The sequence below is a fragment of the Brevundimonas sp. genome (genome assembly GCF_051858995.1).
Classification (GTDB): Bacteria; Pseudomonadota; Alphaproteobacteria; order Caulobacterales; family Caulobacteraceae; genus Brevundimonas.
Window position 1 is genome coordinate 77,392 of sequence record NZ_JBHYGN010000014.1, and the last position, 23,115, is coordinate 100,506.

At 69.8% G+C, this 23,115-nt stretch carries 19 protein-coding genes and 1 tRNA gene; 9 read left to right on the forward strand and 11 right to left on the reverse strand.

The genetic code is table 11. The features are described 5' to 3' along the window. Nucleotides 1–14: 14 nt before the first annotated feature. On the forward strand, nucleotides 15–908 hold the full coding sequence (locus ACTIEF_RS16390) for a peptidylprolyl isomerase (RefSeq protein WP_439473204.1): 894 nt from the start codon (nucleotides 15–17) through the stop codon (nucleotides 906–908). Nucleotides 909–994: 86 nt separating this feature from the next. Next, complete coding sequence (locus ACTIEF_RS16395; RefSeq protein ID WP_439473205.1) at nucleotides 995–1,501, forward strand: hypothetical protein; 507 nt, start codon at nucleotides 995–997, stop codon at nucleotides 1,499–1,501. Between the two features lie 36 nt (nucleotides 1,502–1,537). Here the strand turns inward: ACTIEF_RS16395 and ACTIEF_RS16400 are convergent, their stop codons facing one another. Next, nucleotides 1,538–2,692 carry a Ppx/GppA phosphatase family protein gene (locus ACTIEF_RS16400; RefSeq protein WP_439473206.1) on the reverse strand — a complete coding sequence of 385 codons (1,155 nt, stop codon included), beginning with the start codon at nucleotides 2,690–2,692 and terminating at the stop codon, nucleotides 1,538–1,540. A gap of 149 nt (nucleotides 2,693–2,841) precedes the next feature. Between ACTIEF_RS16400 and hspQ the strand changes: the two genes are divergently transcribed. Then, nucleotides 2,842–3,156 (forward strand): heat shock protein HspQ, encoded by a 315-nt coding sequence (hspQ, locus tag ACTIEF_RS16405; RefSeq protein ID WP_439473207.1) that lies wholly within the window; start codon nucleotides 2,842–2,844, stop codon nucleotides 3,154–3,156. Nucleotides 3,157–3,235: 79 nt separating this feature from the next. Continuing rightward, on the forward strand, nucleotides 3,236–4,111 hold the full coding sequence (gene phhA, locus ACTIEF_RS16410; protein ID WP_439473208.1) for a phenylalanine 4-monooxygenase: 876 nt from the start codon (nucleotides 3,236–3,238) through the stop codon (nucleotides 4,109–4,111). On the opposite strand, the gene ACTIEF_RS16415 is transcribed toward phhA, so the two are convergent. Further along, nucleotides 4,059–5,297: an acyltransferase family protein gene (locus ACTIEF_RS16415; RefSeq protein WP_439473209.1), complete on the reverse strand. Its 1,239-nt coding sequence runs from the start codon at nucleotides 5,295–5,297 to the stop codon at nucleotides 4,059–4,061. The genes phhA and ACTIEF_RS16415 overlap by 53 nt on opposite strands. A 10-nt stretch (nucleotides 5,298–5,307) precedes the next feature. On the opposite strand from ACTIEF_RS16415, the gene ACTIEF_RS16420 reads away from it, so the two are divergent. Further along, nucleotides 5,308–6,252 (forward strand): LytTR family DNA-binding domain-containing protein, encoded by a 945-nt coding sequence (locus tag ACTIEF_RS16420; RefSeq protein ID WP_439473210.1) that lies wholly within the window; start codon nucleotides 5,308–5,310, stop codon nucleotides 6,250–6,252. Here the strand turns inward: ACTIEF_RS16420 and ACTIEF_RS16425 are convergent, their stop codons facing one another. From ACTIEF_RS16425 to ACTIEF_RS16445, 5 genes are all read right to left on the reverse strand, one after another. Next, entirely contained in the window at nucleotides 6,253–6,870 is a 618-nt protein-coding gene (locus ACTIEF_RS16425; RefSeq protein ID WP_439473211.1) for a DUF998 domain-containing protein, read from the reverse strand. It lies immediately after the preceding gene. Further along, complete coding sequence (gene astB / locus ACTIEF_RS16430; RefSeq protein WP_439473283.1) at nucleotides 6,870–8,204, reverse strand: N-succinylarginine dihydrolase; 1,335 nt, start codon at nucleotides 8,202–8,204, stop codon at nucleotides 6,870–6,872. Before astB ends, ACTIEF_RS16425 begins: the two co-directional genes overlap by 1 nt. Nucleotides 8,205–8,574: 370 nt before the next feature. Next, nucleotides 8,575–9,990, reverse strand: coding sequence for a succinylglutamate-semialdehyde dehydrogenase (gene astD, locus ACTIEF_RS16435; RefSeq protein ID WP_439473212.1), 1,416 nt, complete (start codon nucleotides 9,988–9,990; stop codon nucleotides 8,575–8,577). Between the two features lie 8 nt (nucleotides 9,991–9,998). Beyond that, nucleotides 9,999–11,006, reverse strand: a complete 1,008-nt coding sequence (locus ACTIEF_RS16440; protein ID WP_439473213.1) for an arginine N-succinyltransferase — start codon at nucleotides 11,004–11,006, stop codon at nucleotides 9,999–10,001. Between the two features lie 4 nt (nucleotides 11,007–11,010). Continuing rightward, a complete protein-coding gene (locus ACTIEF_RS16445) occupies nucleotides 11,011–12,261 on the reverse strand; it encodes a hydrolase (RefSeq protein ID WP_439473214.1) in 1,251 nt (416 codons plus the stop codon). 103 nt (nucleotides 12,262–12,364) lie between these two features. On the opposite strand from ACTIEF_RS16445, the gene ACTIEF_RS16450 reads away from it, so the two are divergent. After that, nucleotides 12,365–12,895 (forward strand): hypothetical protein, encoded by a 531-nt coding sequence (locus ACTIEF_RS16450; protein WP_439473215.1) that lies wholly within the window; start codon nucleotides 12,365–12,367, stop codon nucleotides 12,893–12,895. 3 nt (nucleotides 12,896–12,898) lie between these two features. On the opposite strand, the gene ACTIEF_RS16455 is transcribed toward ACTIEF_RS16450, so the two are convergent. From ACTIEF_RS16455 to ACTIEF_RS16465, 3 genes are all read right to left on the reverse strand, one after another. Continuing rightward, nucleotides 12,899–17,149 (reverse strand): translocation/assembly module TamB domain-containing protein, encoded by a 4,251-nt coding sequence (locus tag ACTIEF_RS16455; RefSeq protein WP_439473216.1) that lies wholly within the window; start codon nucleotides 17,147–17,149, stop codon nucleotides 12,899–12,901. Further along, nucleotides 17,146–18,933 (reverse strand): autotransporter assembly complex protein TamA, encoded by a 1,788-nt coding sequence (locus ACTIEF_RS16460; protein WP_439473217.1) that lies wholly within the window; start codon nucleotides 18,931–18,933, stop codon nucleotides 17,146–17,148. Before ACTIEF_RS16460 ends, ACTIEF_RS16455 begins: the two co-directional genes overlap by 4 nt. A 98-nt stretch (nucleotides 18,934–19,031) precedes the next feature. Further along, entirely contained in the window at nucleotides 19,032–19,289 is a 258-nt protein-coding gene (locus ACTIEF_RS16465; RefSeq protein ID WP_439473218.1) for a hypothetical protein, read from the reverse strand. 199 nt (nucleotides 19,290–19,488) lie between these two features. Between ACTIEF_RS16465 and ACTIEF_RS16470 the strand changes: the two genes are divergently transcribed. Then, entirely contained in the window at nucleotides 19,489–21,225 is a 1,737-nt protein-coding gene (locus ACTIEF_RS16470) for an ATP-binding protein (protein WP_439473219.1), read from the forward strand. Between the two features lie 4 nt (nucleotides 21,226–21,229). Here ACTIEF_RS16470 and ACTIEF_RS16475 read toward each other — a convergent pair whose 3' ends face one another. After that, entirely contained in the window at nucleotides 21,230–22,324 is a 1,095-nt protein-coding gene (locus ACTIEF_RS16475; RefSeq protein ID WP_439473220.1) for a CaiB/BaiF CoA transferase family protein, read from the reverse strand. A 114-nt stretch (nucleotides 22,325–22,438) separates the two neighbouring features. Here ACTIEF_RS16475 and ACTIEF_RS16480 point away from each other — a divergent pair. Both ACTIEF_RS16480 and ACTIEF_RS16485 read left to right on the forward strand, forming a co-directional pair. Then, nucleotides 22,439–22,515, forward strand: a tRNA-Lys gene (locus ACTIEF_RS16480). A 57-nt stretch (nucleotides 22,516–22,572) separates the two neighbouring features. Continuing rightward, nucleotides 22,573–23,112: a hypothetical protein gene (locus ACTIEF_RS16485; RefSeq protein WP_439473221.1), complete on the forward strand. Its 540-nt coding sequence runs from the start codon at nucleotides 22,573–22,575 to the stop codon at nucleotides 23,110–23,112. Nucleotides 23,113–23,115: the final 3 nt, after the last annotated feature.

Consider the following 23,115-nt stretch of genomic DNA (forward strand, 5'->3'; position numbering starts at 1 on the left):
TCCGAGGGGAGGGGATGATGAGACTGACGCTCGCTCTGGCCGCCGCGGCGGCCCTGTCGGCCGGGACCGCCATGGCGCAGGATGTGGGTGGTCCGCCGCCCCCGCCGCCGCCCACGCCCCAGACGACGATCAACCCCACCGACTGGCGCGCCGTGGCGCCCGAGGACCTGCTGGTCATCGACACGACCAAGGGCCGGATTCTGGTCGAGCTGACGCCGCAGGTGGCGCCGCTGCATGTCGAGCGCATCCGTCTGCTGGCGCGCAACGGCTTCTTCGACGGCCTGTCATGGCACCGGGTGATCGACTGGTTCATGGCCCAGACCGGCGATCCGCTGGGCAACGGCGAGGGCCAGAGCGCCTATCCGGATCTGAAGGCCGAGTTCACCTTCCGCCGCGATCCGTCGATGGCCTTCGCGTCCGTCGCCGAGCCGCAGGGTGCGCGTCTGGGCTTCCTCGGCGCCCTGCCGATCCAGACCCAGCCCGATTCCGCCTTCGCCCAGACCGGCGACGGCAAGGTGCACGGCTGGGGCGTCTATTGCCCCGGCGTGGTCGGCATGGCCCGCGACGAGGGCAATGACACGGCCAACAGCCAGTTCTTCATCATGCGGCAGGCCTATCCGGCGCTGGACAAGCGCTACACCATCTGGGGCGTGACCGTGTCGGGGCTGGACGTGGTGCGGTCGCTGCAGGTCGGCGACGGCGAGAACGGCATGATGGCCTCGCTCCAGCCGGATCGGATGACCCGCGTGCGGGTGGCCGCCGACCTGCCGGACGCCGAGCGCCCGAGGGTGCAGGTGCTGTCGACCGGCTCGGACCGCTTCCGCGCTCTGGTGGGTGAGGCGCGGGCCGCGCGGGGAGCGGACTTCTCGGTGTGTGACGTGACGCTGCCGGTTCAGGTGGCGGGGTAGGCGGCGGGGGTAGGCGTCCGATATCGACCCGTTGCGGACGTTCGTGCTGATCGCCATCGTGCCGTTCGCATTCACATTGGTGATCCATGGCGAACCAGAAATACCCGGTCCTGCCCGTAGAACTGGCGAACCAGCTTTCATCGATCGAAGCGACCGACGGACTATATCACCCCTGTATGGTGACTTTGCGTGACGGCACCTCCGTCGATTGCGTTTACCTCGCCAACGCGCACGCGTGGTTTCGCATTTGGGGGATTTGGCCTGAAGATGATCGGGGAAAGCAGGCCCTCGACGTCAGGGCCGTAGCGTCAATCTCGGACAGCCCATCCCGTCTGCCAGCCTTGTTTGCCAATCGCCTTTACGCCGAGGGGGAGAGCGGGATGGGCTATACGATCTTCACGGTGAAGTTCCGCGATGGAACAAGCGTCGTGGTTGGAACCGGAAACGCTATCGACTTCATCGACTATCCCCCGGGACAAACGAAAGACACCGTGGTGGACGTGTTGCCCCACATAGGGCGGGATGCGCCTGAAATCCGGACAGCGCCTCGCTACTACTGGTGCCTCTACGATGGTGTCGGCACGGCAATCTGAATGTCCGCTTTCCACCCCTAGCGGACCTTGGCTGGTTCAAGAGGTTGCGGGCTGAGCCCCGCCGCCGCCGCCTCCACGCCCCCGCCGACGCCGCTTCCGGCGGGCGGGCTTCCGGTCTTCCTGCATGCGTTCCAGCAGCAGGCCTTCGCGCAGGCCGCGGTCGGCGACGCGGACGCGGTCTGACGGCCAGGCGCGCTGGACGGCTTCCATGATGGCGGCGCCGGCGAGGACCAGGTCGGCGCGGTCGGGGCCGATGCAGGATTCCGCCGCCCGGCCCGCCGGGCCCAAGGCCTGAAGCTTGTCGGCGGCGCGTTCGCAGTCGCGGCGGGTCATCCAGAGGCCATCGACCAGATTGCGCTGATAGCGACGCAGGCCCAGGTGGATGCCCGCCAGGCTGGTGATGGCGCCCGAGGTGCCGACCATATGGGCGCGGTTGCCGACGAAGACCTCACGCAGGGCCGGATCGACAGGGGCATGGGCGATGGCGGCGCCCATGTCGGCGACCATGGCCTCGTACCAGCCGGTCATCGCGGCGTCGGTCGCGCCGATGGGTTCAGGATGGCGCTCGGCCAGGGTGACGACGCCGATGGGGGCGGAAATCCAGCCCTCCAGCTCGAACCCGGCGCCCTTGCGACGCAGCCAGCTGAGCTCGGTCGAGCCGCCGCCGACATCGACGACCAGAATGGCTTCGGCCCCGGGATCGAACAGGTTCAGGCAGCCCTGAACCGCCAGCCGGGCCTCCTCGACCGGGTCGATGATCTTCAGCTTCAGGCCCGTGCCCTGACGGACCCGTTCGATGAAGGCGGCGCCGTTGTCGGCCTGACGGCAGGCCTGGGTGGCGACGGCCATCAGGCGGGACGGTTCGATGCCGCGCTTGGCCACCCGCTCGGCGCACAGCATCAGGGCCTCATAGGCCCGCTCCATGGCGTTGTCGTCGAGGCGGCCGGTGCGCGACAGGCCTTCGCCCAGGCGGACGATGCGGCTGAAGGAATCGACGACGCGAAAACCGTCCTTCGCCGGACGGGCGATGAGCAGACGGCAGTTGTTGGTCCCCAGATCGAGAGCGCCGTAGAGGGGCGCTTCACGACCTGACGCCCCCGTCCCGCCGGGCGCGCCGCCGCGGGCGCGCTGTCCGTCAGGCCGCCGGGGCTGGGACCGTCGGCGCGAGGACGCGCCATCGGTCTCCGGCATGGGCCGAATCTTTCAAGGTGGGCGGTCCGGAACGGCGCCCGTCGCAGACAGCCTAGACCGCGAACTTCATCCGCGCCAAGCGTGTCTGTCGCGAAAATGAACAGCGATCATATGATCCGGCTCAGGTTGGGGGGCGTATCCCCTGAGACATGACCCGTCCTGTCTCAGCCCGTTTCGGTCTCGGCCAGATTGTCCGCCATCGCAGCGCGGGCTTTCGCGGCGTGGTGATCGACGTCGACCCCGTGTTCGCCGGTCGTCCCGGGGACACCGGCCCGATCTCGCCGGACCAGCCCTTCTATCAGGTGCTGGCGCTGGGGAGCGACGGCGGCTTCATGGCCTATGCGCCGGAGGATTCGCTGGAGCACGACCCGGAGCTGTCGACCCTGACGGAGGACGCCGGGCAGCGGTTCTTCACCATCGATGCGTCAGGACACCACGCGCCGTTGAGCCAGGCGATTCACTGACCTGGGTGGCGCGTGCGGTCGGGCGGTTCTAGATTGAGAGCCAATGGGCCGTCAGAGCCCGCGCGACAGGAGAGCCGTCATGTCCGATTTCGAGCACGTCTTTGACAAGCCGCCTGAAGGGGCGGCCGAAGACTGGACGATCCCGCAGGACTGGCGCGCCTATACCGAGACCGAACACAGGACCTGGGATACCCTGTACGCCCGGCAGATGAAGATCCTGCCCGGCCGCGCCGCCGACGTCTTCTTCAAGGGGCTGGAGGCGCTGGACCTGAATACCGGCGGCATTCCCGACTTCTCGCTGATGAACCCCAAGCTGCAGGCCCTGACCGGCTGGACGGTGGTGTGCGTACCGGGGCTGGTGCCCGACGAGGTGTTCTTCGACCATCTGGCCAACCGCCGCTTCCCCTCGGGCCAGTTCATCCGCAAGCCGGACCAGCTGGACTATCTGCAGGAGCCGGACATCTTCCACGATGTGTTCGGCCATGTGCCGATGCTGACCGACCCCGACTTCGCCGCCTATATGGAGGCCTACGGCAAGGGCGGTCAGCGGGCGGCGGCGCTGGGCATGCTGCCCAATCTGGCGCGGCTGTACTGGTACACGGTCGAGTTCGGCCTGATGAAGGAGGCCGACCAGCTGCGCATCTATGGCGCGGGGATCGTGTCGTCGGCGACGGAGAGCGTGTTCGCGATCGAGGATCCGTCGCCCAACCGGATCGGCTTTGATCTGGAGCGGGTGATGAAGACCCTCTACCGGATCGATGACTTCCAGCAGGTCTATTTCGTGATCGACTCCATCGAGCAGTTGAAGCGCGAGACGCTGCAGGACTTCGGCCCGATCTATGACCGGCTGCAGGGGGCGGAGACCATCGCCATCGAGACCATCCTGCCGACCGACGAGGTCTTCACCGAGGGGACGCAGGCCTACGCCGCCAAGGGCGGGCGGTTCGCGGCCTGACGCCGAGCAACAGGCCGAACCCGCCGAGTCGGCGCGCGATCTCATAGGCGAGGAAGCAGGCGGCGAAGGTCGCGGCGATGATCAGGCTCGCCTCCACGCCGAGCGGCAGGCCCAGCGGCATCAGAGACCAGGCGGCGACGATGATCGCCGTCTGGTGCACGATGTAGAAGGGAAAGACGCCGACGCTGAGGTAGCGGAGCACCGGCCCGCCCCGGTTCAGATAACGGGCGCCGTAGCCGAGAATGGCGGCGATCCAGGCCCATTGGTCGGCGGCATAGATCACGCGCATGACCCGGCGCAGCATCTCGGGCGGGACGGCGTCATCGGCGCGCCAGACCCAGGCGTAGATCGCCCAGGCGGCATAGCTGAGCACCGCCAACAGCAGGGCCGGCTGACGCAGGCGGACGAAGGCGGCCTTCAGGACCTCGGAGCGGGCGATCAGGAAGCCGAACAGATAGACGCTGAACGACAGGGCGTGGTTGTACCAGTCGTCGGTCAGGGCATGGGTGATCTCGAACCGCGGGGCGAGGAAGAAGCGCACGACCGCCAGCCAGACGATGGGCCAGACCAGCAGGCCCCAGCCGCTGAGGGTGCGCTCCAGCAGGCCGCCGAGGGCGCGCAGGGGGCGAGCGGCGAGGCTGAGGATCAGCGCCAGGATCAGGCCGTAGACCAGCAGGTAGGCGACGAACCACAGATGGTTCCAGGTCGGGGTCGTCAGGCAGCCGTCGGCGTCGCACCAGTTCCCCGAGGCGGTGGCGTATTTGATCCAGAAGTTCTGGAGCCAGGGCGAATGGGCGGGGTCGGCGACACCAAACTGCTGAAGGGCCTGAAAGACCTCGTAGTAGCTCTGCGGCGGGACGATCACGAACATGCCGAACAGCAGGGCGGGCAGGAGGCGGAGCACGCGTGATCCCGCCAGCCGCCCCGCCGGATGATCCGCGCCGAAGCTGTCGAAGAGGAAACGGGTCGCCGCGCCGGAGACCAGGAAGAGCAGGGTCAGTCGCCACGGGTTGGTGATCATCATCACCGGCTGGATAGCCTCAACGATCCGGGGGCTCTTGATGTGGAAGTCCCACGACACATAGAGCATGCCCACATGGTAGAGGATCAGCAGGAAAAAGGCGCCGACCCTGATCCAGTCGAGATCGTGACGGCGGTCCGCGGGCGGCAGGGCGATGTCGGACATGGGGGGCTCCGTGGCCAGTGAGAACGAGACCATGGTCGGGGCGCCGGGCGTCGGCGGGCAATCGCCGGGGGCTGTCCGGACCGCTGGCGGGGACGTCGCCGGCGGCGCGGGGACGGACGGCGACGCACGGGGGACGAGCGGAGTGTGGGCGCGTCTGCGGCGGGCCAATCCGCACGATCTGCGGCAGGCCTATCTGATCATCGCGCCGGTCACGGCGCTGGTGGTGGCGGTCAATTCGCTGACCAATCTGGCCGATGCGCCGGACCTGCAGTCCTGGGAGCCGTGGTGCTGGGAGATCACCAGCGCGGCGGGCATGCTGGCGGCGTTGTGGATCCCGTGGCTGGCGACAGCGACGGCCCCGCCGGAGGAGGCGCTGGGCGCCGGATGGCGGCCCAAGGCGCGGTGCGCCGTCGTGCACCTGATCGCCCTTGTCGCTCTGTCCGCCCTGCACGTGGGCGTCTTCGTCTGGCTGCGCGGGCTGGTCTACGACGCCATGGGCGGGTCGTATGAGTTCGGCGACCGCTTCATCTACGAACTGCGCAAGGATGCGATCAGCTACCTGAGTTTCCTCGCGGTCTTCTGGGCCGTCGGCTATCTGCGGCGACGGCGGGACGAACCGGTGCGGCCGGTCAGTTTCGATATCCGCGACGGGGTGCGGATCATCCGCGCGCCGCTGGCGGATATCGTGGCCGTGTCCTCGGCGGGGAACTATGTGGAGTTCTGGCTGGCAGACGGCCGCCGTCCCCTGATGCGGGCGACGCTGGCGGCGATCGAGGTGGAGCTTGAGCGGTTCGACTTCGTGCGCGTGCACCGGTCATGGCTGGTCAATGCCGGGCGGGTGACGGGGCTGCGGCCGGACGGGTCGGGCGACTGGACCGTCGAGCTGGGCCAGATCGAGGCCCCGGTGTCGCGCCGGTATCCGCAGGCGCTTGAGCGGCTGAAGTCGCCGGTGTGATCAGTCCGCGCGCGTTGTCTCCGGCAGAAGGCGGAGGCTGAGGGCGACGCCTACGGCCCAGACGGCGAAGGCGGTCTCGAGGATGCGCTGGGCCAGACCCATCCAGGCGAAGCCGGGATGGATCAGCCAGACCACGCTGGCGGCCGGGACGCCGCAGATCAGGCTGAGGACGAACAGGCCCCGCAGGCCGGGCTGTTTTCGGGTGGCCAGACCGATCAGGAAGACGCCGAGCACGCCTGCCAGATAGCCGATGCCGCCGAGGATGTTGTGGAGGACCCCGGTGAGGCTGGCCCCATCCGCCGCGCACTCGAAATCGCAGGGGAAGACGCCGCCGAACATCAGGCCCAGACCGTTCAGGGCGCTGAGCCCGAAGCCGATAAGGAACAGGGGCGTGCGCGGGAACAGGGCCGCGCACAGCAGCCAGAACACCGTCAACAGGGCGCCCGAGACGATGAAGGCCAGGCTGACGGACGGGCCGTTCAGGGCGCCGGCCGCGCCCAGTTCGCTGATGAACTGCCGGACGTGATCATAGCCGGGGTAGACGGCGCCGCCGCCCAAGGTCACGGCGGCGAGGATGAGCAGGCTCAGGATCGCGCAGGCGAGGGCGAGCGCGCGCATCAATCCCGCTGGAACGGGTAGAAGCCCGAGCCGAGGCCGAGGATGGAGGTCAGCTCGTCCAGCGCGCCGCGGCTTTCATCCAGCAGGGCCGGATCGGCGAGATCGGCGACCGTGAGTTCGTCGCGATACCAGGTGGCGCCCCAGACGCTGAGCGCGCCGTGCAGTTCGTCGGTCAGCCGCATGCCGGGATTGGTCGCGGCCAGTTCGGCCTCGTTCAGGACCACGCGCAGACGCAAGCAGGCGGGGCCGCCGCCGTTGCGCATCGACTGGCGGACATCGACGTATTCGACCCGGCCGATGGGGCCGTTGGAGCTGGCCACCGCTTCGGCGACCGCATGGGCGCGGGCGTTGTCGCGGGTCTCGGTCGGGCAGATCAGGGTCAGGCGATCCTCGCCCGGGATCTGCACCAGCATGGAGTTGAACAGATAGCTGGAGATGGCGTCGGCGAGGGGGAGCTCGGCCTCGGAGACCTCGACGAATACAGGCTCGAAGCCTTTGGCCGCCGCGCGGATGGCGGCGTGGGTCGCGGCGGTGTCCTCGAAGGCCAACTGGTGGTGGAACAGGGTGTCGAGCGCGCCGACGCAGACGACGTCATTGTGGAAGGTCCCGCCGGCGATGGCGGCCTTCGACTGGCGGGCCAGCACCGCGCCCGACGCGCCGTGACGACGGGCGAGGGCCTCGGAGGCCTCGCGGGTCTGGCGGGCCGGGAAGGGGCCGGTCCACGGCTCCCACGCCTCGCGGCCCCAGACCAGCAGGTTGACGCCCTCGGCGCCATGTTCCGCGCACAGGCGGACGTGGTTGGCGGCGCCCTCGTCGGCCAGATGGGCGACCGAGGGCAGGGCGTCGTGGACGGCGAAGCGCGCGGGGTCGGGGAAGAGGGCGTCCAGCGCGCGCTTCGTCTGCTGATGCTCCAGTGAGCGGTGCAGGTTGGTGACGAGGTTGGCGGGGGTGAAGTGGACCCGGCCGTCGGCGCTGTCGGCGCTGGGCGTCACCGTCGCGGCGTTGGCGGCCCACATCGGCGAGGCCGAACAGGCGGCGGCGGCGAAGGTCGGGGCGTCCTTCCATGCACGCTCGATGACCTGGGCGTCCGTGCCGCCGAAGCCCAGGTTGCGCAGGAAGGGGATGTTCGGCCGCTCGTGCGGCGGCAGGACGAACTGGGGCAGGCCGAGGTCGGCCAGCCGCTTCATCTTGTCGAGGCCCTGCAGGACGGCGGCGCGCGGGTTGGACGCCTGGCCTTCGTTGCGGCTGGAGGCCAAGTTGCCGGGGCTGAGCCCGGCGTAGGAGTGGGTCGGCCCGATCAGGCCGTCGGCGTTGGCTTCGAGGGCGTGGGTCATGGCGCTCATGAGTCCTCCCCCTCGAGGGGGGAGGGTTGGGAGGGGGTGTTGGCAGACGGTTGGTCAATCGGGCGCGGGAGGCTCGATCCCGCCTCATGCGCCAACCCGGTCTTCACCGCGCGCGCACCCCATCCCCCGACCCCTTCCCCCTCGAGGGGAAGGGGAGATTTCTGGCTGATCGCCAGAGCGATCTGTCCAACGACGGCGTCCAGATCATCAGGGATGCGACGGCTGTCGATCCTGATGGGAAGGAGGCGCAGTCGTTCCCAGAGCTTGGCTTCCGTCCACGTCGGTTCAGCCCGCAGGCGACGGGCGCGCTCTCGCCCCCCCGACTTGATCCGTTCCGGTCTCGAGAAGCGGTTCAACTCCATCAGGACAACCCCTTGATCTCGCTCTCGATGTTCTTCACCGCCTCGGCCTCGAAGCTGGCGACCGGATAGGCGCAGTAGTCGGCGGCGTAATAGGCGGAGGGCCGGTGGTTGCCGCTGGCGCCGAGGCCACCGAAGGGCATGTCGCCGGCGGCGCCGGTGGTCGGGCGGTTGAAGTTGACCACGCCCGCGCGGATGCGGCGGATGAATGTCTGCCAGTTCGCGGGATCGTCGCTGACCAGACCGGCGGACAGGCCGTAGCGGGTCGCGTTGGCCTCGGCGATGGCGGCCTCGAAGGACGACACGCGGGTCACCGACAGGAAGGGGGCGAACATCTCTTCGTCGGGGACGCTGACGTCGGTGACGTCGATGATGGCCGGTTTGACGAAGGCGCCGGGCAGGTTGCCGACGGGACCGGAGGCGCGGATGACCTTGGCGCCCGCGTCGATGCGTTCCTGGAGGGCGGCGAGGGCGGCGGCGGCGGCCTTTTCGGAGATCAGCGGCCCGGCGTAGGGCTCGGTCGGGCTGTTCCAGGGGGCGAAGAGCAGGCGGTCGCTGAGGGCGGCGACGGCCTCGATGACGGCGTCGCCCTGCGGACCTTCCGGCACGATCAGGCGGCGGGCGCAGGAGCAGCGCTGGCCGGTGGTGATGAAGGCGGACTGGACGGCGATTCCCGCGACCGCCTCGGCGTCGGCGGCGTCCCAGACGACCAGCGGATTGTTGCCGCCCAGTTCGAGCGCGAGGATGACGTGCGGGTCGTCGGCGAATTTGCGCCGGAAGTGGGCGCCCGCCGCGCCGGAGCCGGTGAACATCAGGGCGTCGATGCCGCTGTCCAGCAGGGCCGCGCCGGTGTCGCGTCCGCCCTGCACCACATTGACCACGCCGGTCGGCAGGTCGGCGGCGGCGAAGGCTTCGGCCATCAGCTGACCGGTGAGGGGGGTCTCCTCCGACGGCTTGAAGACGACGGTGTCGCCCGCCAGCAGGGCCGGGACAATGTGGCCGTTGGGCAGGTGGCCGGGGAAGTTGAAAGGCCCGAGGACGGCGGCGACGCCGTGCGGACGGTGACGCAGGGTGGCCGAACCGAAGGCGGTGGCGGCGGTGCGCTCGCCGGTGCGCTCGTCATAGGCGCGGATCGAGATGTCGACCTTGCCCTGCATGGCCGTGAGCTCGGTCTGGGTTTCCCACAGCGCCTTGCCGGTTTCGCGGCTGATGGCCTCGGCGATCTGGGGCGCGCGTTCCTTCAGCACGGCCTGATAGCGCTTCACCGCGTCGATGCGGTCCTGACGGGGGCGGTCGGCCCAATCGGGGAAGGCGGCGCGGGCGCGGTCGGTCGCGGCCTGCACCTCGGCGGTCGAGGCGGCCGCGCTTTCCCAGACGGTTTCGCCGGTGGCGGGATCGATGGATTTGAACTGGGTCATGGGATCACTCAGGTCTTCACACGAACGGTGTCACCAGCCTTCACCTTCAGGGCGTCGGCGGTCTCGCGGTTCAAGGTGGCGGTGTCGCCTTCGATATGGGCCCGCTGGCGGACGGCGCGGAAGCCGCCCACGCTGTTGGTCGAGATCAGGCCTGGCAGTTCGGCCTCGACCTCATCGGCGACGGCGACCGTCAGGGGGCGGGCGTCACGGACGGTGCGGATGTTGTCGCGCTGGCACGAGACCGTCGGACCGGCGTCGAAGATGTCGACCAGGCCGTTGGGACGGAAGCCCTCGCTCTCGAGCAGGGCCATGGCGGGCACGCCCTGCGGATGGACCTTGCCGATTACCGCGCGGGCGGGCTCGGGCAGGAGTTCGAGATAGATCGGGTGACGCGGGGCCAGGTCGAGGATGAACTGCTTGTCCGTGGCGCCGGTCAGGCGGTCGGCCTCATCGAACTCCATGGGGAAGAACTTATGGGCGACGTGATCCCAGAAGGGGCAGGCGCCGTCGGGGGTGAAGACCCCGCGCAGCTCGGCCAGGACGTTCTCGTTGAACAGCTCGGGCTCGGCGCCGATCAGCATGTAGCGAGACTGGCTAAGCAAGCGGCCCGCGCCGCCCTTGCGCCGGTCGGCCTTGAGGAAGAGCGACCCGACCTCGGTCCAGCCGGTGCATTCATTGACCAGCACCAGCGTCTTCTGTTCCAGCTTGATGCCGAGCGAAGGGGAGGACTGGGCGTTGTTGACGACCCGGAAGCTGAAGAAGGGGCGTTTCAGGCCGACGGAGGCCTTCACCGAGCCGATGCCGTCGACGTCGCCGGTTTCACTCTCCTCGAGCATCAGGGTGTACCAGCGCTCGTGCGGCTCCATCTTGCCGGCGAAGCTGTCGCGGCTGAGGTCGAGACGTTCGGACAGCTGGTCCGGGTCTTCCGGCAGGCTGGTGAAGCCCGGGCCGGAGAGGATGGCGAGTTCGAGCAGGTGGTCGAGGTCGGCGGGGCCTGCGGGGCGGACGACGAGCATGGGGTTACATCGTCTCCAGACGCAGGGACTTCAATTTGAGGGCGTCGATCTCGCCCGAGGCGATCTTGCACAAGATAAGCGCGGAAAGTTGCGCCCGTTCGACGAAACTGGCGGGCCAGGCGAATTCCTGATCCGAATGGATGTCGCCGCCGAGGACGCCGAGGGTGTCGATGTTGGGCAGGCCCGCGGCGTGCAGGTTGTTGCCCTCGCAGACGCCGCCGGAGGGCTTCCAGGCGATGGTCTGGCCCAGCAGGGCGCCGGTTTCCTTCACCGCCTCGAACAGGGCGGTCTGGCTGGCGTCCATAGGCTTGGGCGCGCGGGTCATGCCGCCGTGCAGGTCCAGCGTCAGGCCGGGGAAGGGGGGCTCGGCGGCGATCTGCTGCACCGTCTCCGAAATCCAGGCCGAGGCCTGGGCGTCGGGGACGCGGACGTTGAAGCGGACGACGGCGTTGTCGGCGACGACATTGAGCGGGCCGCCGCCCGAGATCTTGGCCACATTGACGGTGACGCCCTCGCGCACCCAGTTCAGGGCGTGGAGGCGGGCGGCGATGATGGCGGCGCCGGCGACGGCGTTGGCGCCTTCGTGGAAGGCGCGGCCCGCGTGGGCGGCCTTGCCGGTGACGATCAGGTGGTAGTTGCCGCTGCCCTTGCGTTCGCCGGCCAGGGTGCCGTCGGCGAGGGCGGGTTCATAGGTCATGCCGACATGGCCGCGCGCGCCGAGTTCCGCCAGCAGGGGGGCGGAGGCAGGGGAGCCGATCTCCTCGTCCGGGGACAGCAGGACAGTCCAGCCGACGCGCTCGCGGTCGGGATGGGTCTCGAAGGCTTCCAGCGCCGCCAGCAGGACGGAGATGCCGCCCTTCATGTCGGCGATGCCGGGACCGTTCAGGGCGCCGTCCGCGCGGGTGACGACCGTCTGGAAGCCCGAGGTCTCGGGGAAGACGGTGTCGTAGTGGCCGGTCAGGACGACCTGGAGCGGGGCGTCGGGGCGGCAGGTGATCTTCAGCGCGTCGGCGTGCGCCTCCTCACGCACCGCGCCGTCGTCGGCCACGGTGGTGGAGCCCCGGGTGGGAATGCGCTCGACGGTCGCGGGCAGGGCGCGCGCCTCGGCCTCGAGCAGGGCGAGGACGGCGTTCAGCCCGGCGGCGTGACGGCTGCCGGAATTGACGTTCGCCCACGCCACCGCGCGTCCGATGATGGCGGCTTCGCGGGCCGCGACGTGATCGAGCACGGACTGGTCAGAAGGCAGAATCCGCATCGGCGGGACCCTAACGGGGTGCGCGGCAAAGGTGAAGCGAGGCCGGGTTACGACTCGTCACGGGATCGGGTTAGGCTGCGGCTTCAACCTGGAGGAAGATTTCATGACCGACTGGATCAAGGCCATCAATCCGACGGCCCCCATCACCACTGAAGGCGAGGCCCTGGGCGCCGCCCGCGCCAGCGCCATCGGCGTCGGCGTCGGCGTTGTCGTCGGGATCGTCGGCATCGTGCAGATGATCGTCAAGAAGGACGAGATCGCGGCCGCCGCTCAGGCTGCCGCCGGCGCCGATCCGGCCGCGGCGAGCATGGCCGGCGCGATGGCGCAGGGGATGCTCTATGTCGCCATCGCCTTTGTGGTCATTCAGGCCATCATCGCCTTCGTGCAGTGGGCGAAGCCGAACATCATCATTCCGATCCTGTTCCTGGTGCTGGTCATCGGCGGCTTCGCCCTGGCCATGATCGGCCAGATGATGCCGAGCCCGGTGGAGCGTCCGGAAATCCCGATGTGGCAGACGGCGCTGACCGGCATCATCGCCCTGGTGCAGACCGTCCTGCACATCTCGGGCATCCGCGGCGCCTCGAAGCTGGACAAGATCCGCTTCCAGGCCGCGAACCAGGACGACAACTACTAACGCCTACCGGTTCGGGCGGCGGTCTCCGGATCCGTCGCCCGGCTGGCGGCTTTGCCGGCGCCAACGGATCGACAGGCTCGCGTTGCCCTGTCCGCCGAACTTGGAGCTGACCGTCAGGTTGCGACGAATCTGCCATTCGACGTTGACCTCAGCCCCGTCCTCGCCGCCGCCGATGATCTCCAGATAGACGTCGTCGGTGATGTAGCGTCCGCCCGCCACAGTCAGGCTGGACGCCTGACCGCCGAAGGACAGGCGGTCCAGACCCGCCAGCTCGCGCAGGTTCCCGATCACATCGAAGCCGCCGCCACCCGCCAGGGCGGCCACGCCCGCCGCCAGCTGAGCCGCCTCGAAGGGCGACAGCTGCGAGGCCGAGCGGCCGAACAGCACCTGCGACAGGATTTCGTCCTGCGGCAGGGCGGGGGTCGAGGTCAGGGCGATCTCGGGCCGCGCCGCCGTGCCGGTGACGCGGATGGTGGCGGTCAGGGCCGGATCCTCGCGCGTCGCCGACAGGTTCAGGCGGATCTGGTCCGGACGGGTCGACAGGGTGACCGAGCCGGTGTCGTCGAAGATGAAGCGCTTGCCCGCGAAATCGTAGTCGCCTCGCACCACCCGGGCCGTGCCGGTCAGGATCGGGCGGCTGATGGTGCCGGTGACGCGGGCATTGACCCCCATCTCGACGTTCAGACCGCGCCCGACCACGCGCACGTCGCCGCCGGGCGAGCGGATGGCGATGTCCATTCCGATCTGGGGACCGCGCGTGCGGTTCTGCTCGGCTTCGGGCACGTCGCCGCCGGGGCGGTTGATCTCGACCACATCCATGCGGACGATGCCGTTGGAGCCGGGCGGATTGGCCTCGATGCGGGCCTCGTCCACAGAGATTTCCCCGGCCAGGCGGATGTTGCCGTCCTGACCCCGGATGACGGTGAGGGGGCCGGAGGCGCGGGCCTCGGCGATGTCGTTGTCGATAATGCGGAAGCGACGCAGCAGAAGCTGGAAGCTGGAGCCCGAGCCCTGACGCAGGCCGATGCGGCCTTCCCCGCTGACCTGACCGCCCGAACCGTCGTTGGCGTTGAAGGTCTCGATCAGGGCGGTGGTGTCGTCGAACCGGCTGTTCAGGGTGACGCCCTGCAGCCGCAGCCCGGTGGCGTTGTCGCGGAAGGCGCCGTCCTGAAGATCCAGACGGCCATTGACGCGCGGCTCGTTCAGGGTGCCGCCGAGGGTGGCGTTGGCGTTCATCTGACCGGACAGGGAGCGGTCGCCGCCCAGGAACAGGTCCCAGATCGGCTGGATCTGGCCGCGAATATTGACCGAGCCCTCCATGGGGCGGGTGCGGGCGATGGCCAGACGCAGCGGCGCGGCGGAGGCCTCGACCGGCAGGTTCAGGTCCGCGCTGGCCTGCACCGCGTTCTCATCGGTGGCGCGGGCCTGGATGCGCAGGGTGTTGTCCACGAGGGTGGCGTTCAGCGTGCCGTCGACAGACAGGCCGCGCGGCGCGTCCACGCTGCGCAGGTCCTCGAGGTTCACATTGGCCGAGCCGGACAGGTCGTCGCTCGAGCCGCGCAGGGACAGGCGGCCAGTGACCCGACCGCGCACGTCCGGAGCGATGGAGCCGAGGTCCACGCTGGTCAGATTGGCCTCGATGATGGCGGCGCGGGAATCCTGGCGCATCTCCCCGGTCAGGACGCCGCCGCCGACCGACAGGTCCACGCGGGCCACGCGCCCGTCGCCGGACAGGGCGACCACGGCGGGGCTGCGGGTGGTGAAGGCGATCTCGCGCACGGAGCCCGCGCCCTCCAGCACCACGGACTGGGCCTTGCCGTCGCGGGCGTAGACCCCTGAACCGTCGAACGACAGCGGGGTCGGGCCGATGACGTTGGTCTTCAGGGTGAAGGGCAGGCGGTCCAGCGTGCCGCGCCCATCGAGGTCGAGGGTGCGGATGATGTAGGGCGAGCCGGCGAAGCGGACGTTGCGGCCGCTGATGTCGAGAATGGCGGTGTCCGAGCCCCCCGCAGAATTGGCGCCCTCGGTCAGGCGAACCCGGCCGTTGGCCTCGCCCGAGACGAGGAAGGCGCCGGGGCGGGCGGTGAAGGTCAGGTCGGCGCTGGACGGAATGCGGTTGGACAGGGCGATGGCGCCTTGGGCCGTCACGCCGCCCGCGTTGAGGTCCACGTCGGTCAGGCGGATGCGCGATCCGCCGAGGAAGAAGTTCCCGCTGGCCCGCGCCGGACCGTAGTTGGAGCCGGCGGTGACGGCGATACGGCCGTCAGAGGCGTCGGCGCCCTTGCGGAAGCTGAGGATCAGATTGGCGTCGGTCAGTTTCAGCGCGCCCGCGCTGACCTGACCGAAGGCGGCGCGCAGGTCCACGCGGGGCTGGGCCAAGGTGCCGGTCAGGGCGCCGTCGCCGGTCATGGCGCCCTCGATCTCGACCGGGCCGACGCCGAAGGGACCCCGGGCGTTCCAGTTCAGCGCCAGCCGGAGCCGCCCGTCGCCCTCGATCAGCCCCCGGGCGCCCGCCGAGCCCTGGGCGCCGGTCAGGGCGGCGCGCTCGACCTCGATGCGGCCGCTGTTCAGGGCGCCGGTCAGTCGCAGGCGGGGCGTGACGCCCAGCAGGCGGTCCAGTTCGGCCTGACCGGTGGCCAGGCCGCGTCCGCGTCCGTCGAAGGTCAGTCGCCACGGCGCGCCCGAGCGGGCCATGGAGGCAGCCATGGGACCGCCGAAGGCGCCGCGCGCACCGCTGTGAATCTTCGAGGCGTCAGTGATCCGCGCCTCGCCCCGGAAGCCGAGACCGCCGGCCAGATTGCGACCGCCCGAGCCCTTCAGCTCCAGCGCCTGACCCTTGGCGTCGATCTTCTCCAGCAGAATGGCGCCGTCGGCCTGGCGGGCGGCCTCGAAGATGATGCGGGGGGTGGGACCCAGCAGACCGCCGATGATGCCGGCGGTGGCGCCGCCGTCGGCGCGGATGTCGCCGTCCAGATCCATGCGCCCGGCGCGGACCTGAAGGTTGAGGGGGCCGCGCACCCGGCGGGCGCCATAGCTGGAGGCCTGAACCCCGACCAGATCGACCTCGCCGTTCAGGGCCCAGTTCGAGGCGTCGCCCTTGAAGGTGCCGACATAGGCGGAGGGACCGGCGGACGGTGCGCCGACGAGCCGGGTCAGCGACGGGGTGGCGATCTCCAGCCGGATGCCGTCGCGGCTGCGGCGGTCCTTGACGCTGATCTGGCCGCTGGCGTCCGAGGTCAGGTTCTCGGCGATCAGCCGCCACGCCACGCCCTGCTGGCCGTCGCCGTCCGTGTCCGGGGTGGTGGCGAAGCCGAACCGCGCCGTCCGCCCGATGCGCTCGACGAAGGGGGCCAGCAGGTCGGAGCCGGAGAAGTCGAAATAGCCGCTGATGCGGGTGTTGTCCTTGCCGTAGCGGCCCTTGATGGTCAGGGGCGTGAAGTCGCCGGTGCGGACGACCGCATCCACGATCTCGCCGTTGACGAGGGCCGAGGCGAGGAAGGGCTGGTCAGGGGAATAGCCCAGGGCGCCCGCTATGGGGCCGCCGCGCGCCTCGACCGCGCGCAGGTTCAGACGGGTCTCGGGCAGGGCGCCGCCGAAGGTGGCGTTCAGGCGCAGGTGATCGCCGGGGCGGCTGAGGCTGTCGGCGTTGACGACGACGTGCTTGGCCCCGCGCCGGGGGATGTTGGCCTCGCCCGACAGGTTCCAGCGGCCATACTCTTTCGAGAAGCCTTCCAGCAGTTCGACGTTGGCGGCGAAGCGGTCGATGTCGATGGTTAGGGGCTGGGGGCCGGACGGACCGGTCGGGGGCTCGACCTCCGGACGGCGGATCAGGCGGATGACGTCGGCCTCGATCTCGGTCGCATGGAAGCGGCGGGTGGTGAGCGGCAGCCAGTTCCAGTCGACATGGACGGCGCGGGCCTCCAGCCAGACGCCCTTGGCGTCAGTGACGGTGACGCGGTCGATGGTGAAGTCGTCGAACAGGTCGCCCTTGACCCCCTCGACATTGATCCGGCCGTAGCGACCGATCTTCTTGCCCGCGACGAAGCTGGTGACCAGTTCGCGGCCCGCGTCGCTGACCAGATACATCCGCCCGCCGACCAGCAGCAGGACCAGAAGGGCGGCGAGGACGGCGAAGGCCATGCCGCCGAAGAAGGCGAGGGCCTGCAGGCGGGTGCGCTTGCGCTTCGCCTTCTTCGCGGGCGTGTCAGCCGGTGTCTCTTCCGGCGTCAGCTCAGGGGGCGGAACGTCGGTCAAAACGCCTGTCCGATGCTGACGTAGATCTGGAAGCTGGCGTCGCCTTCACGCTTGTCGAGGGGGAAGGCCACGTCTGCGCGGATCGGACCGAACGGCAGTTTGTAGCGGACCCCCAGACCGGCACCGTAGCGCATGTTGCTGAAGTTCGGCGTTTCCTGGAAGCCGATGGCGCCGGCGTCCACGAAGGCCACGGCCTGGAAGCTGCGCCAGACGTCGCGGCGGATCTCCAGCGAGGTCTCGAACAGGCTGAGGCCGCCGCGCGGGGTATTGTCGGGCAGGCGGGGGCCGACGCCCTGATATTCATAGCCGCGCACCGAGCCGCCGCCGCCCGAATAGAACAGGCGATCTGACGGGACGGTCAGCTCTTCGCCGCCGACGATGGAGCCGATGCGGACACGGCCCGCCAGAACGGTCTTGGCGTTGTCCTGCAGCGGCAGGTAGGCGGTCGCCTGGGTCTCGGCGCGCAGGAAGAAGACGGTGTCCTCGCCGCCCACGGCGGTCGGTTGGGCCGAGGCGGTCAGCCGCCAGCCCGTCGTCGGGTCCAAGGGATCGTTGGACCGGTCCAGATAGAAGCTGCCGCGTCCGGTCAGGATGTAGAGGTCGCGGTCGAAATTGATCGGCAGCTGGGTCAGCGGGTCGAACCGGGTCTGGTTGTAGTGACCGACGTCCAGTCCCAAGCCGTAGCTGAACCACGACGTCTTGCCGATCCGCTGCTGCAGATCCGCCGCCACGGTGAAGGCGGCGCGCTCGTAGGCGTCGGTGTCTTCGTTGACCAGGGCGGTGTCGAGCTTCAGCGTCTGACCGGGGCGGCGCCAGTGGGGCAGGCTGAGATTGACGCCGAGCCGGCTGTCGATGTCGGCGATACGAATGTCCCAGACCAGGGTGTCGGCGCGTCCGAAGCGGTTGTGCCAGGTCCAACGGGCATCGATGCCGGAGCCTTCGGCGGTCGAATAGGTGGCGCCCGCCTCGAGGATGCGGCGCGGGCGGTCGGTCAGGCTGACGATGATCGGACGATTGCCCGCCGCGTTCGTCTGGTCGGCCGGGGCCAGGGCCACGCCGACGCCGTCGTAGACGCCTGTTTCCAGCAGGCGGCGTTCCAGTTCGCCGACGTCCTCCGGATCGTAGACGTCGCCCTCGGCCCAGGTGGCCAGACCGGCGACCCAGTCGGGGTTGGTCGGGCCGCGCGTCTCCAGACGGATGCCGTCCAGACGGACCAGATCGCCCGCCGCGATGTTGTAGGTGGGCTGGACGGTGAAGGCGGCGTGATCAACGACCACCCGGCGCGGCTCGGCGCGGGCGTCGGCATAGCCGTTGCGGACCAGTCCGGCGACGATCCGGCCCTCGGCGGCGATGACGTCGACGGCGCGGCCCGGATCGCCGGGCTTCAGACCGATGTCGCCGGTGATGGCCTGGGCGGTCTCGCCCTGCGGCTCGGGCGCGACCCAGCGGACGGTCGGGTCAGCCAGAAGGAAGCGCGGGCCGGGGGTGACGCTGATGATCGCCACGGGGGCGTCCTCGCCCTCGACGATGTCTTCCAGAACCGGCTGGTAATAGCCCTCGGAGCGCAGCAGGGCCTCGGCGGCCTCCATGGCGCCGCGCGCCCGGCGGCGGGCCTCGAACCGGTTGGCGGGCGGGCCGTCAACCTCGCCCACGGCGCGGATCAGTTGCTCGCGCAGGGCCCCGTCCAGTTCGCCCCGAATCTGCACGCGAGGGTCCGCCGCGGCGGCGGACGCGAAGGCCAGGCCCGCCAGGCTGAAGAGGAAGAGGGCGGGCCGTGACGTCAAACTGGAACCTTCAATATGGACCGGACGGCCCCTGAATCACGCCGGCGCTTCCCGCCGTCGTCTGTCCCGCGCGAACGCGGCGTGGTCGGCGAGCCGCTTCAGTAGAAGAGGGTTTCGCTTTCCGGCTGGACGGATTCTTCCGACGTCCGCTTTTCGGGCGGCAGGGTGGTGGAGTCGGTCGGCGGCGGGGTCGGCGCGACGGCTTCGGCCGGCACGCCCGCGTCCTCGGCGACCGGCGGCGGCGCCTGTTCGGCGGCCTCGTCGGCCAGGCTGTCCTCGTGCGCCGGGCGCGGGTCGTCGCACGCCGCGACGGCGAGGGCGCCGGTCAGGGCCAGAAGGGCGGCAAGGCGTTTCATGGTCGAATTCTTCCCCGAAGCTCGGCCATCCAACGCATGGCCGTATCGCCCGTTCCATTAGAGTGTTTCGCGCGAAAGCACACCTGTCGGTGCGTCCGGCCACGCTTGTCGCCGTGTAACCGGTCCGCGAACGACGGTCATCATTCCCGGCAACCAATCCTTTCACATTTCAGTGCAACCTGAAGCTTGGGAGAAACGCATGACCGTCACCGCCTACGCGCTCGTCTCGCAGGTGAGATTCCGGGAATTGAAGACCCGTATCGGGCTGGCGGCCTTCATCGGCGCCACGGCCTGGCTGGTCACGCCCGGGGTGTGGCCGGTGGCGTGGTTCGTCGCCGTCCTGCTGAGCCAGGTGATCGACTGGGCGGTGTTCCGCCGCTTCCGCGAGAACCCCGAGTGGGTTCCGGACCCGGCCTATGTGCTGCTGTCCTGCGCCACGACCGCGCTGGGGGTGGCCATCTATTCCTCCATCGCCGCCTGGCTGTGGTTCGCGGGCGGGGAGGTCGGGCGCACCTTCGCCCTGGTGCAGGTCGCCGGCGGCCTGCTGCACGTCAGCCTGCATATGCACCATGTCCGGCCGATCCTGATCTCGGCGGTGGCGACGCACGGCGCCTATTTCCTCGGCCTGCCGGTGGTGACCGCCATCCTGACGGGCCGGTGGCAGGAGCTGCTGATCGGCATCGGCTGTCTGCTCTACATGAGCCACCTCGTCGTGGCCGTGCGCCAGAGCGGCGCCACGACCCAGTTGCTCCAGACCGCCAAGGAGCAGGCGCAGGAGGCGCGGGATCGGGCCGAGGAGGCCAGCGCCGCCAAGTCCGACTTCCTCGCCGTGGTCAGCCACGAAATCCGCACCCCGATGAATGCGGTGATCTCGGCCGCCAACCTGCTGCGCCGGACCGATCTGGACCGGGATCAGGCCGAGCATGTGTCGATGCTGACCGACGCCGGCGATGTGCTGATGGGCCTGCTGAACGATGTGCTCGACGTCTCGAAGATCGAGGCGGGCAAGATGGAGCTGGAACTGGACGACATGGAGGTCCGCGCCCGGCTGGCCTCCCTGGCCCGGCTGTGGGAGCCCCGCGCGGCGGCCAGCGGCGTGCGGTTGGTGATCGAGGCGACGGACGCCGTGCCGGAGTGCGTGCGGGCCGACCCGCTACGCTTCCAGCAGATCCTGTTCAACCTGATCTCCAATGCGGTGAAGTTCACGGACGAGGGGCAGATCACCGTCTCCGCCGACTGGGACGGCGCCCGGCTGTCGGTCGCGGTGGCCGATACCGGTTGCGGCATTCCGGCGGACCGGCTGTCGCGGGTGTTCAACAGCTTCGAACAGGCCGACGCGGGCACCACCCGTCGCTACGGCGGCACCGGCCTTGGGCTGTCGATCAGCCGCAAGCTGGCCGAGATCATGGGCGGCAGCCTGACGGTGCAGAGCGAGGCGGGCGTGGGCTCGACCTTCACCCTGACCCTGCCGCTGGAGGTGTCGGCCTCGCGTCCGGCGGCCGCGCCGGCCGTGACGGACGAGACCACGACGCTGGAGGGCCGCTCCATCCTGGCCGCCGACGACCACGAGGTGAACCGGCGCATCCTGAAGCTGCTGCTGGAGCCGCACGGCTGTCGGCTGACGCTGGTCGAGAACGGCGCCGAGGCGCTGGAGATGGCCGGGGTCGAGCGGTTCGACGCCATCCTGATGGACATGCAGATGCCGGTCATGGACGGGCTGGAGGCCACGCGCCGTATTCGCCAGTCGGGTCAGCTGAACGGGGACACGCCGGTGGTGGCCCTGACCGCCAATGCGCTGGATGTGCACCGCGCGGCGTGGGAGGCGGTCGGCGTCCACGCCTTCCTGACCAAGCCGATCGATCCGGTGGCGCTGGCCGGCGCGCTGGTCTCGGCCTGCGCCCGGTCGGTCGAGGTCGGGGAGACGGAGGCCGCCTGAGGTCTCAGGCCCGCCAAGCCGCCAGGGCGTCGTCCAGGGACAGGGCTGGGCGTTCTGGTTCGGGCGTCGCCTGACCGTCGAAGCGCGGAGCAGGGGCGGGCTGGATCACGCCCTGATCGACGAAGGTGGCGCGGGCGGCGTTATGCGGATGGGCCGGGGCCTCGCCCATCGTCAGCACCGGGGTGACGCAGGCGTCGAGGTCGGCGAAGTGGGCGGCCCAGTCGTCGCGGTCGCGCGTGGCGAACAGGGCCTCGAACCGGGCGTGCAGGGCGGGCCAGTTGGCCATGTCGAACTGCGGCGCCTCTTCGGGCGTCAGGCCCAGGCCGGCGATCAGGGCGGCGTAGAACTGGGGCTCCAGCGCGCCGACGGCGACAAACCGGCCATCCTTGCAGGTGAAGCAGCGATAGAAGGGCGCGCCGCCGTCCAGCAGATTGGCGCCGCGCGCGTCGCTCCACAGGCCGCGCGGGCGGAAGGCGTGGAACAGACCGGTCAGCAGGGCCGAACCGTCGGTCATGGCGGCGTCGACGACCGAGCCCTTGCCCGTGGTCTTGGCCTGCAACAGGGCGGCCAGCAGGCCGGAGACCAGGAACATGGCCCCGCCGCCGTAGTCGCCGACGAGGTTCAGCGGCGCGCGGGGCGGGCGGTCCGGCTCGCCCAGCGGGTGCAGCGCGCCCGAGAGGCCGATGTAGTTGATGTCGTGCCCGACCTTGTCCGCCATCGGCCCGGTCTGGCCCCAGCCGGTGACGCGGCCGAAGACAAGCGCTGGGTTGCGGGCGGCCAGCACCTCCGGTCCCAGCCCCAGCCGCTCCATGACGCCCGGGCGGAAACCCTCGATGATGGCGTCGGCGCCCGCGACCAGATCGAGGATGCGGGCGTGGTCGGCCGGGTCCTTGAGGTTGACCGCCACCGCCGCGCGGCCCCGGTGCATGACCTCGCCGCCTACGTCGCTGAACGCCGCCGCGCCGGCTGAAGCGCTGCGGGTCAGGCGCAGGACCTCCGCTCCCATGTCGGCCAGAACCATGCCCGCGAAGGTCACGGGACCGAGGCCGTCGAACTCGAGAATGCGGAGACCGGAGAGGGGCTTGGCGGAGACTGTCATGTCCCTTGCGTAGCCGGTCTGTCAGGAACCTGTCGAGCGGACCTTGACCCGCGCGACGACATGTTGGAAAAGCCGCGCCTCCGGATTCGCCGACGCGACCCGGTGACACGATGTGCGTCCTTAGCTCAGTTGGTTAGAGCATCTGACTTTTAATCAGAGGGTCCTCGGTTCGAGCCCGAGAGGACGTACCATCGGTCTCCTGACATCGCAGTGCTTTCGTCACGCCGCCCGGCGTGATTGATAGGCGCATGCGCGCCCTGTTCCTCCTCCCCGCCGTTCTCGTCCTCGCCGCCTGCGGAGGCGGGCAGGCTGTGCGCGATTTCGGATCGGGGCTGGGCGCGGCCGCGACGGCGCCGCTGGACGATTTCAACCTGCGGCGGGAGTACATCCCCACCGTGCTGCTGCAGGCCGAGGCCAATCCCTATGACCTGCGCAATCTGAACCAGTGCACCACCATCGGCGCCGAGATCGCGCGGCTGAATGAGGCGCTGGGGCCGGATACGGACGAGCCGCCGTCGCCGGACAATCCCTATCTGAGCGAGCGCGCCGCCGATGCGGCCTCGAAGGCGGCGCTGGACGCGATCCGCGACACGACGACCGACTTCATCCCCGGGCGGTCGTGGATTCGCCGCCTGAGCGGGGCCGAGCGGCATCGGCTGAAGGTGCAGTCGGCGGTGCAGGCCGGACGGATGCGGCGGGCCTTCCTGAAGGGCGTCGGCATGCAGCGGAACTGCGCGCCGCCGGCGGCGCCGAGCTGGTTCCGGCCGCGGGGCGGAAGCCGGCGGTAGGCT

Bases quoted from the DNA above. Each gene is read 5' to 3' on its own strand.
- ACTIEF_RS16415 (WP_439473209.1), bottom strand. From the start codon at position 5,297: ATGTCCGACATCGCCCTGCCGCCCGCGGACCGCCGTCACGATCTCGAC.
- phhA (WP_439473208.1), top strand. From the start codon at position 3,236: ATGTCCGATTTCGAGCACGTCTTTGACAAGCCGCCTGAAGGGGCGGCC.
- ACTIEF_RS16425 (WP_439473211.1), bottom strand. From the start codon at position 6,870: ATGCGCGCGCTCGCCCTCGCCTGCGCGATCCTGAGCCTGCTCATCCTC.
- ACTIEF_RS16485 (WP_439473221.1), top strand. From the start codon at position 22,573: ATGCGCGCCCTGTTCCTCCTCCCCGCCGTTCTCGTCCTCGCCGCCTGC.
- ACTIEF_RS16475 (WP_439473220.1), bottom strand. From the start codon at position 22,324: ATGACAGTCTCCGCCAAGCCCCTCTCCGGTCTCCGCATTCTCGAGTTC.
- ACTIEF_RS16395 (WP_439473205.1), top strand. From the start codon at position 995: ATGGCGAACCAGAAATACCCGGTCCTGCCCGTAGAACTGGCGAACCAG.
- astB (WP_439473283.1), bottom strand. From the start codon at position 8,204: ATGACCCACGCCCTCGAAGCCAACGCCGACGGCCTGATCGGGCCGACC.
- astD (WP_439473212.1), bottom strand. From the start codon at position 9,990: ATGACCCAGTTCAAATCCATCGATCCCGCCACCGGCGAAACCGTCTGG.
- hspQ (WP_439473207.1), top strand. From the start codon at position 2,842: ATGACCCGTCCTGTCTCAGCCCGTTTCGGTCTCGGCCAGATTGTCCGC.
- ACTIEF_RS16400 (WP_439473206.1), bottom strand. From the start codon at position 2,692: ATGCCGGAGACCGATGGCGCGTCCTCGCGCCGACGGTCCCAGCCCCGG.
- ACTIEF_RS16470 (WP_439473219.1), top strand. From the start codon at position 19,489: ATGACCGTCACCGCCTACGCGCTCGTCTCGCAGGTGAGATTCCGGGAA.
- ACTIEF_RS16440 (WP_439473213.1), bottom strand. From the start codon at position 11,006: ATGCTCGTCGTCCGCCCCGCAGGCCCCGCCGACCTCGACCACCTGCTC.
- ACTIEF_RS16465 (WP_439473218.1), bottom strand. From the start codon at position 19,289: ATGAAACGCCTTGCCGCCCTTCTGGCCCTGACCGGCGCCCTCGCCGTC.
- ACTIEF_RS16450 (WP_439473215.1), top strand. From the start codon at position 12,365: ATGACCGACTGGATCAAGGCCATCAATCCGACGGCCCCCATCACCACT.
- ACTIEF_RS16445 (WP_439473214.1), bottom strand. From the start codon at position 12,261: ATGCGGATTCTGCCTTCTGACCAGTCCGTGCTCGATCACGTCGCGGCC.
- ACTIEF_RS16390 (WP_439473204.1), top strand. From the start codon at position 15: ATGATGAGACTGACGCTCGCTCTGGCCGCCGCGGCGGCCCTGTCGGCC.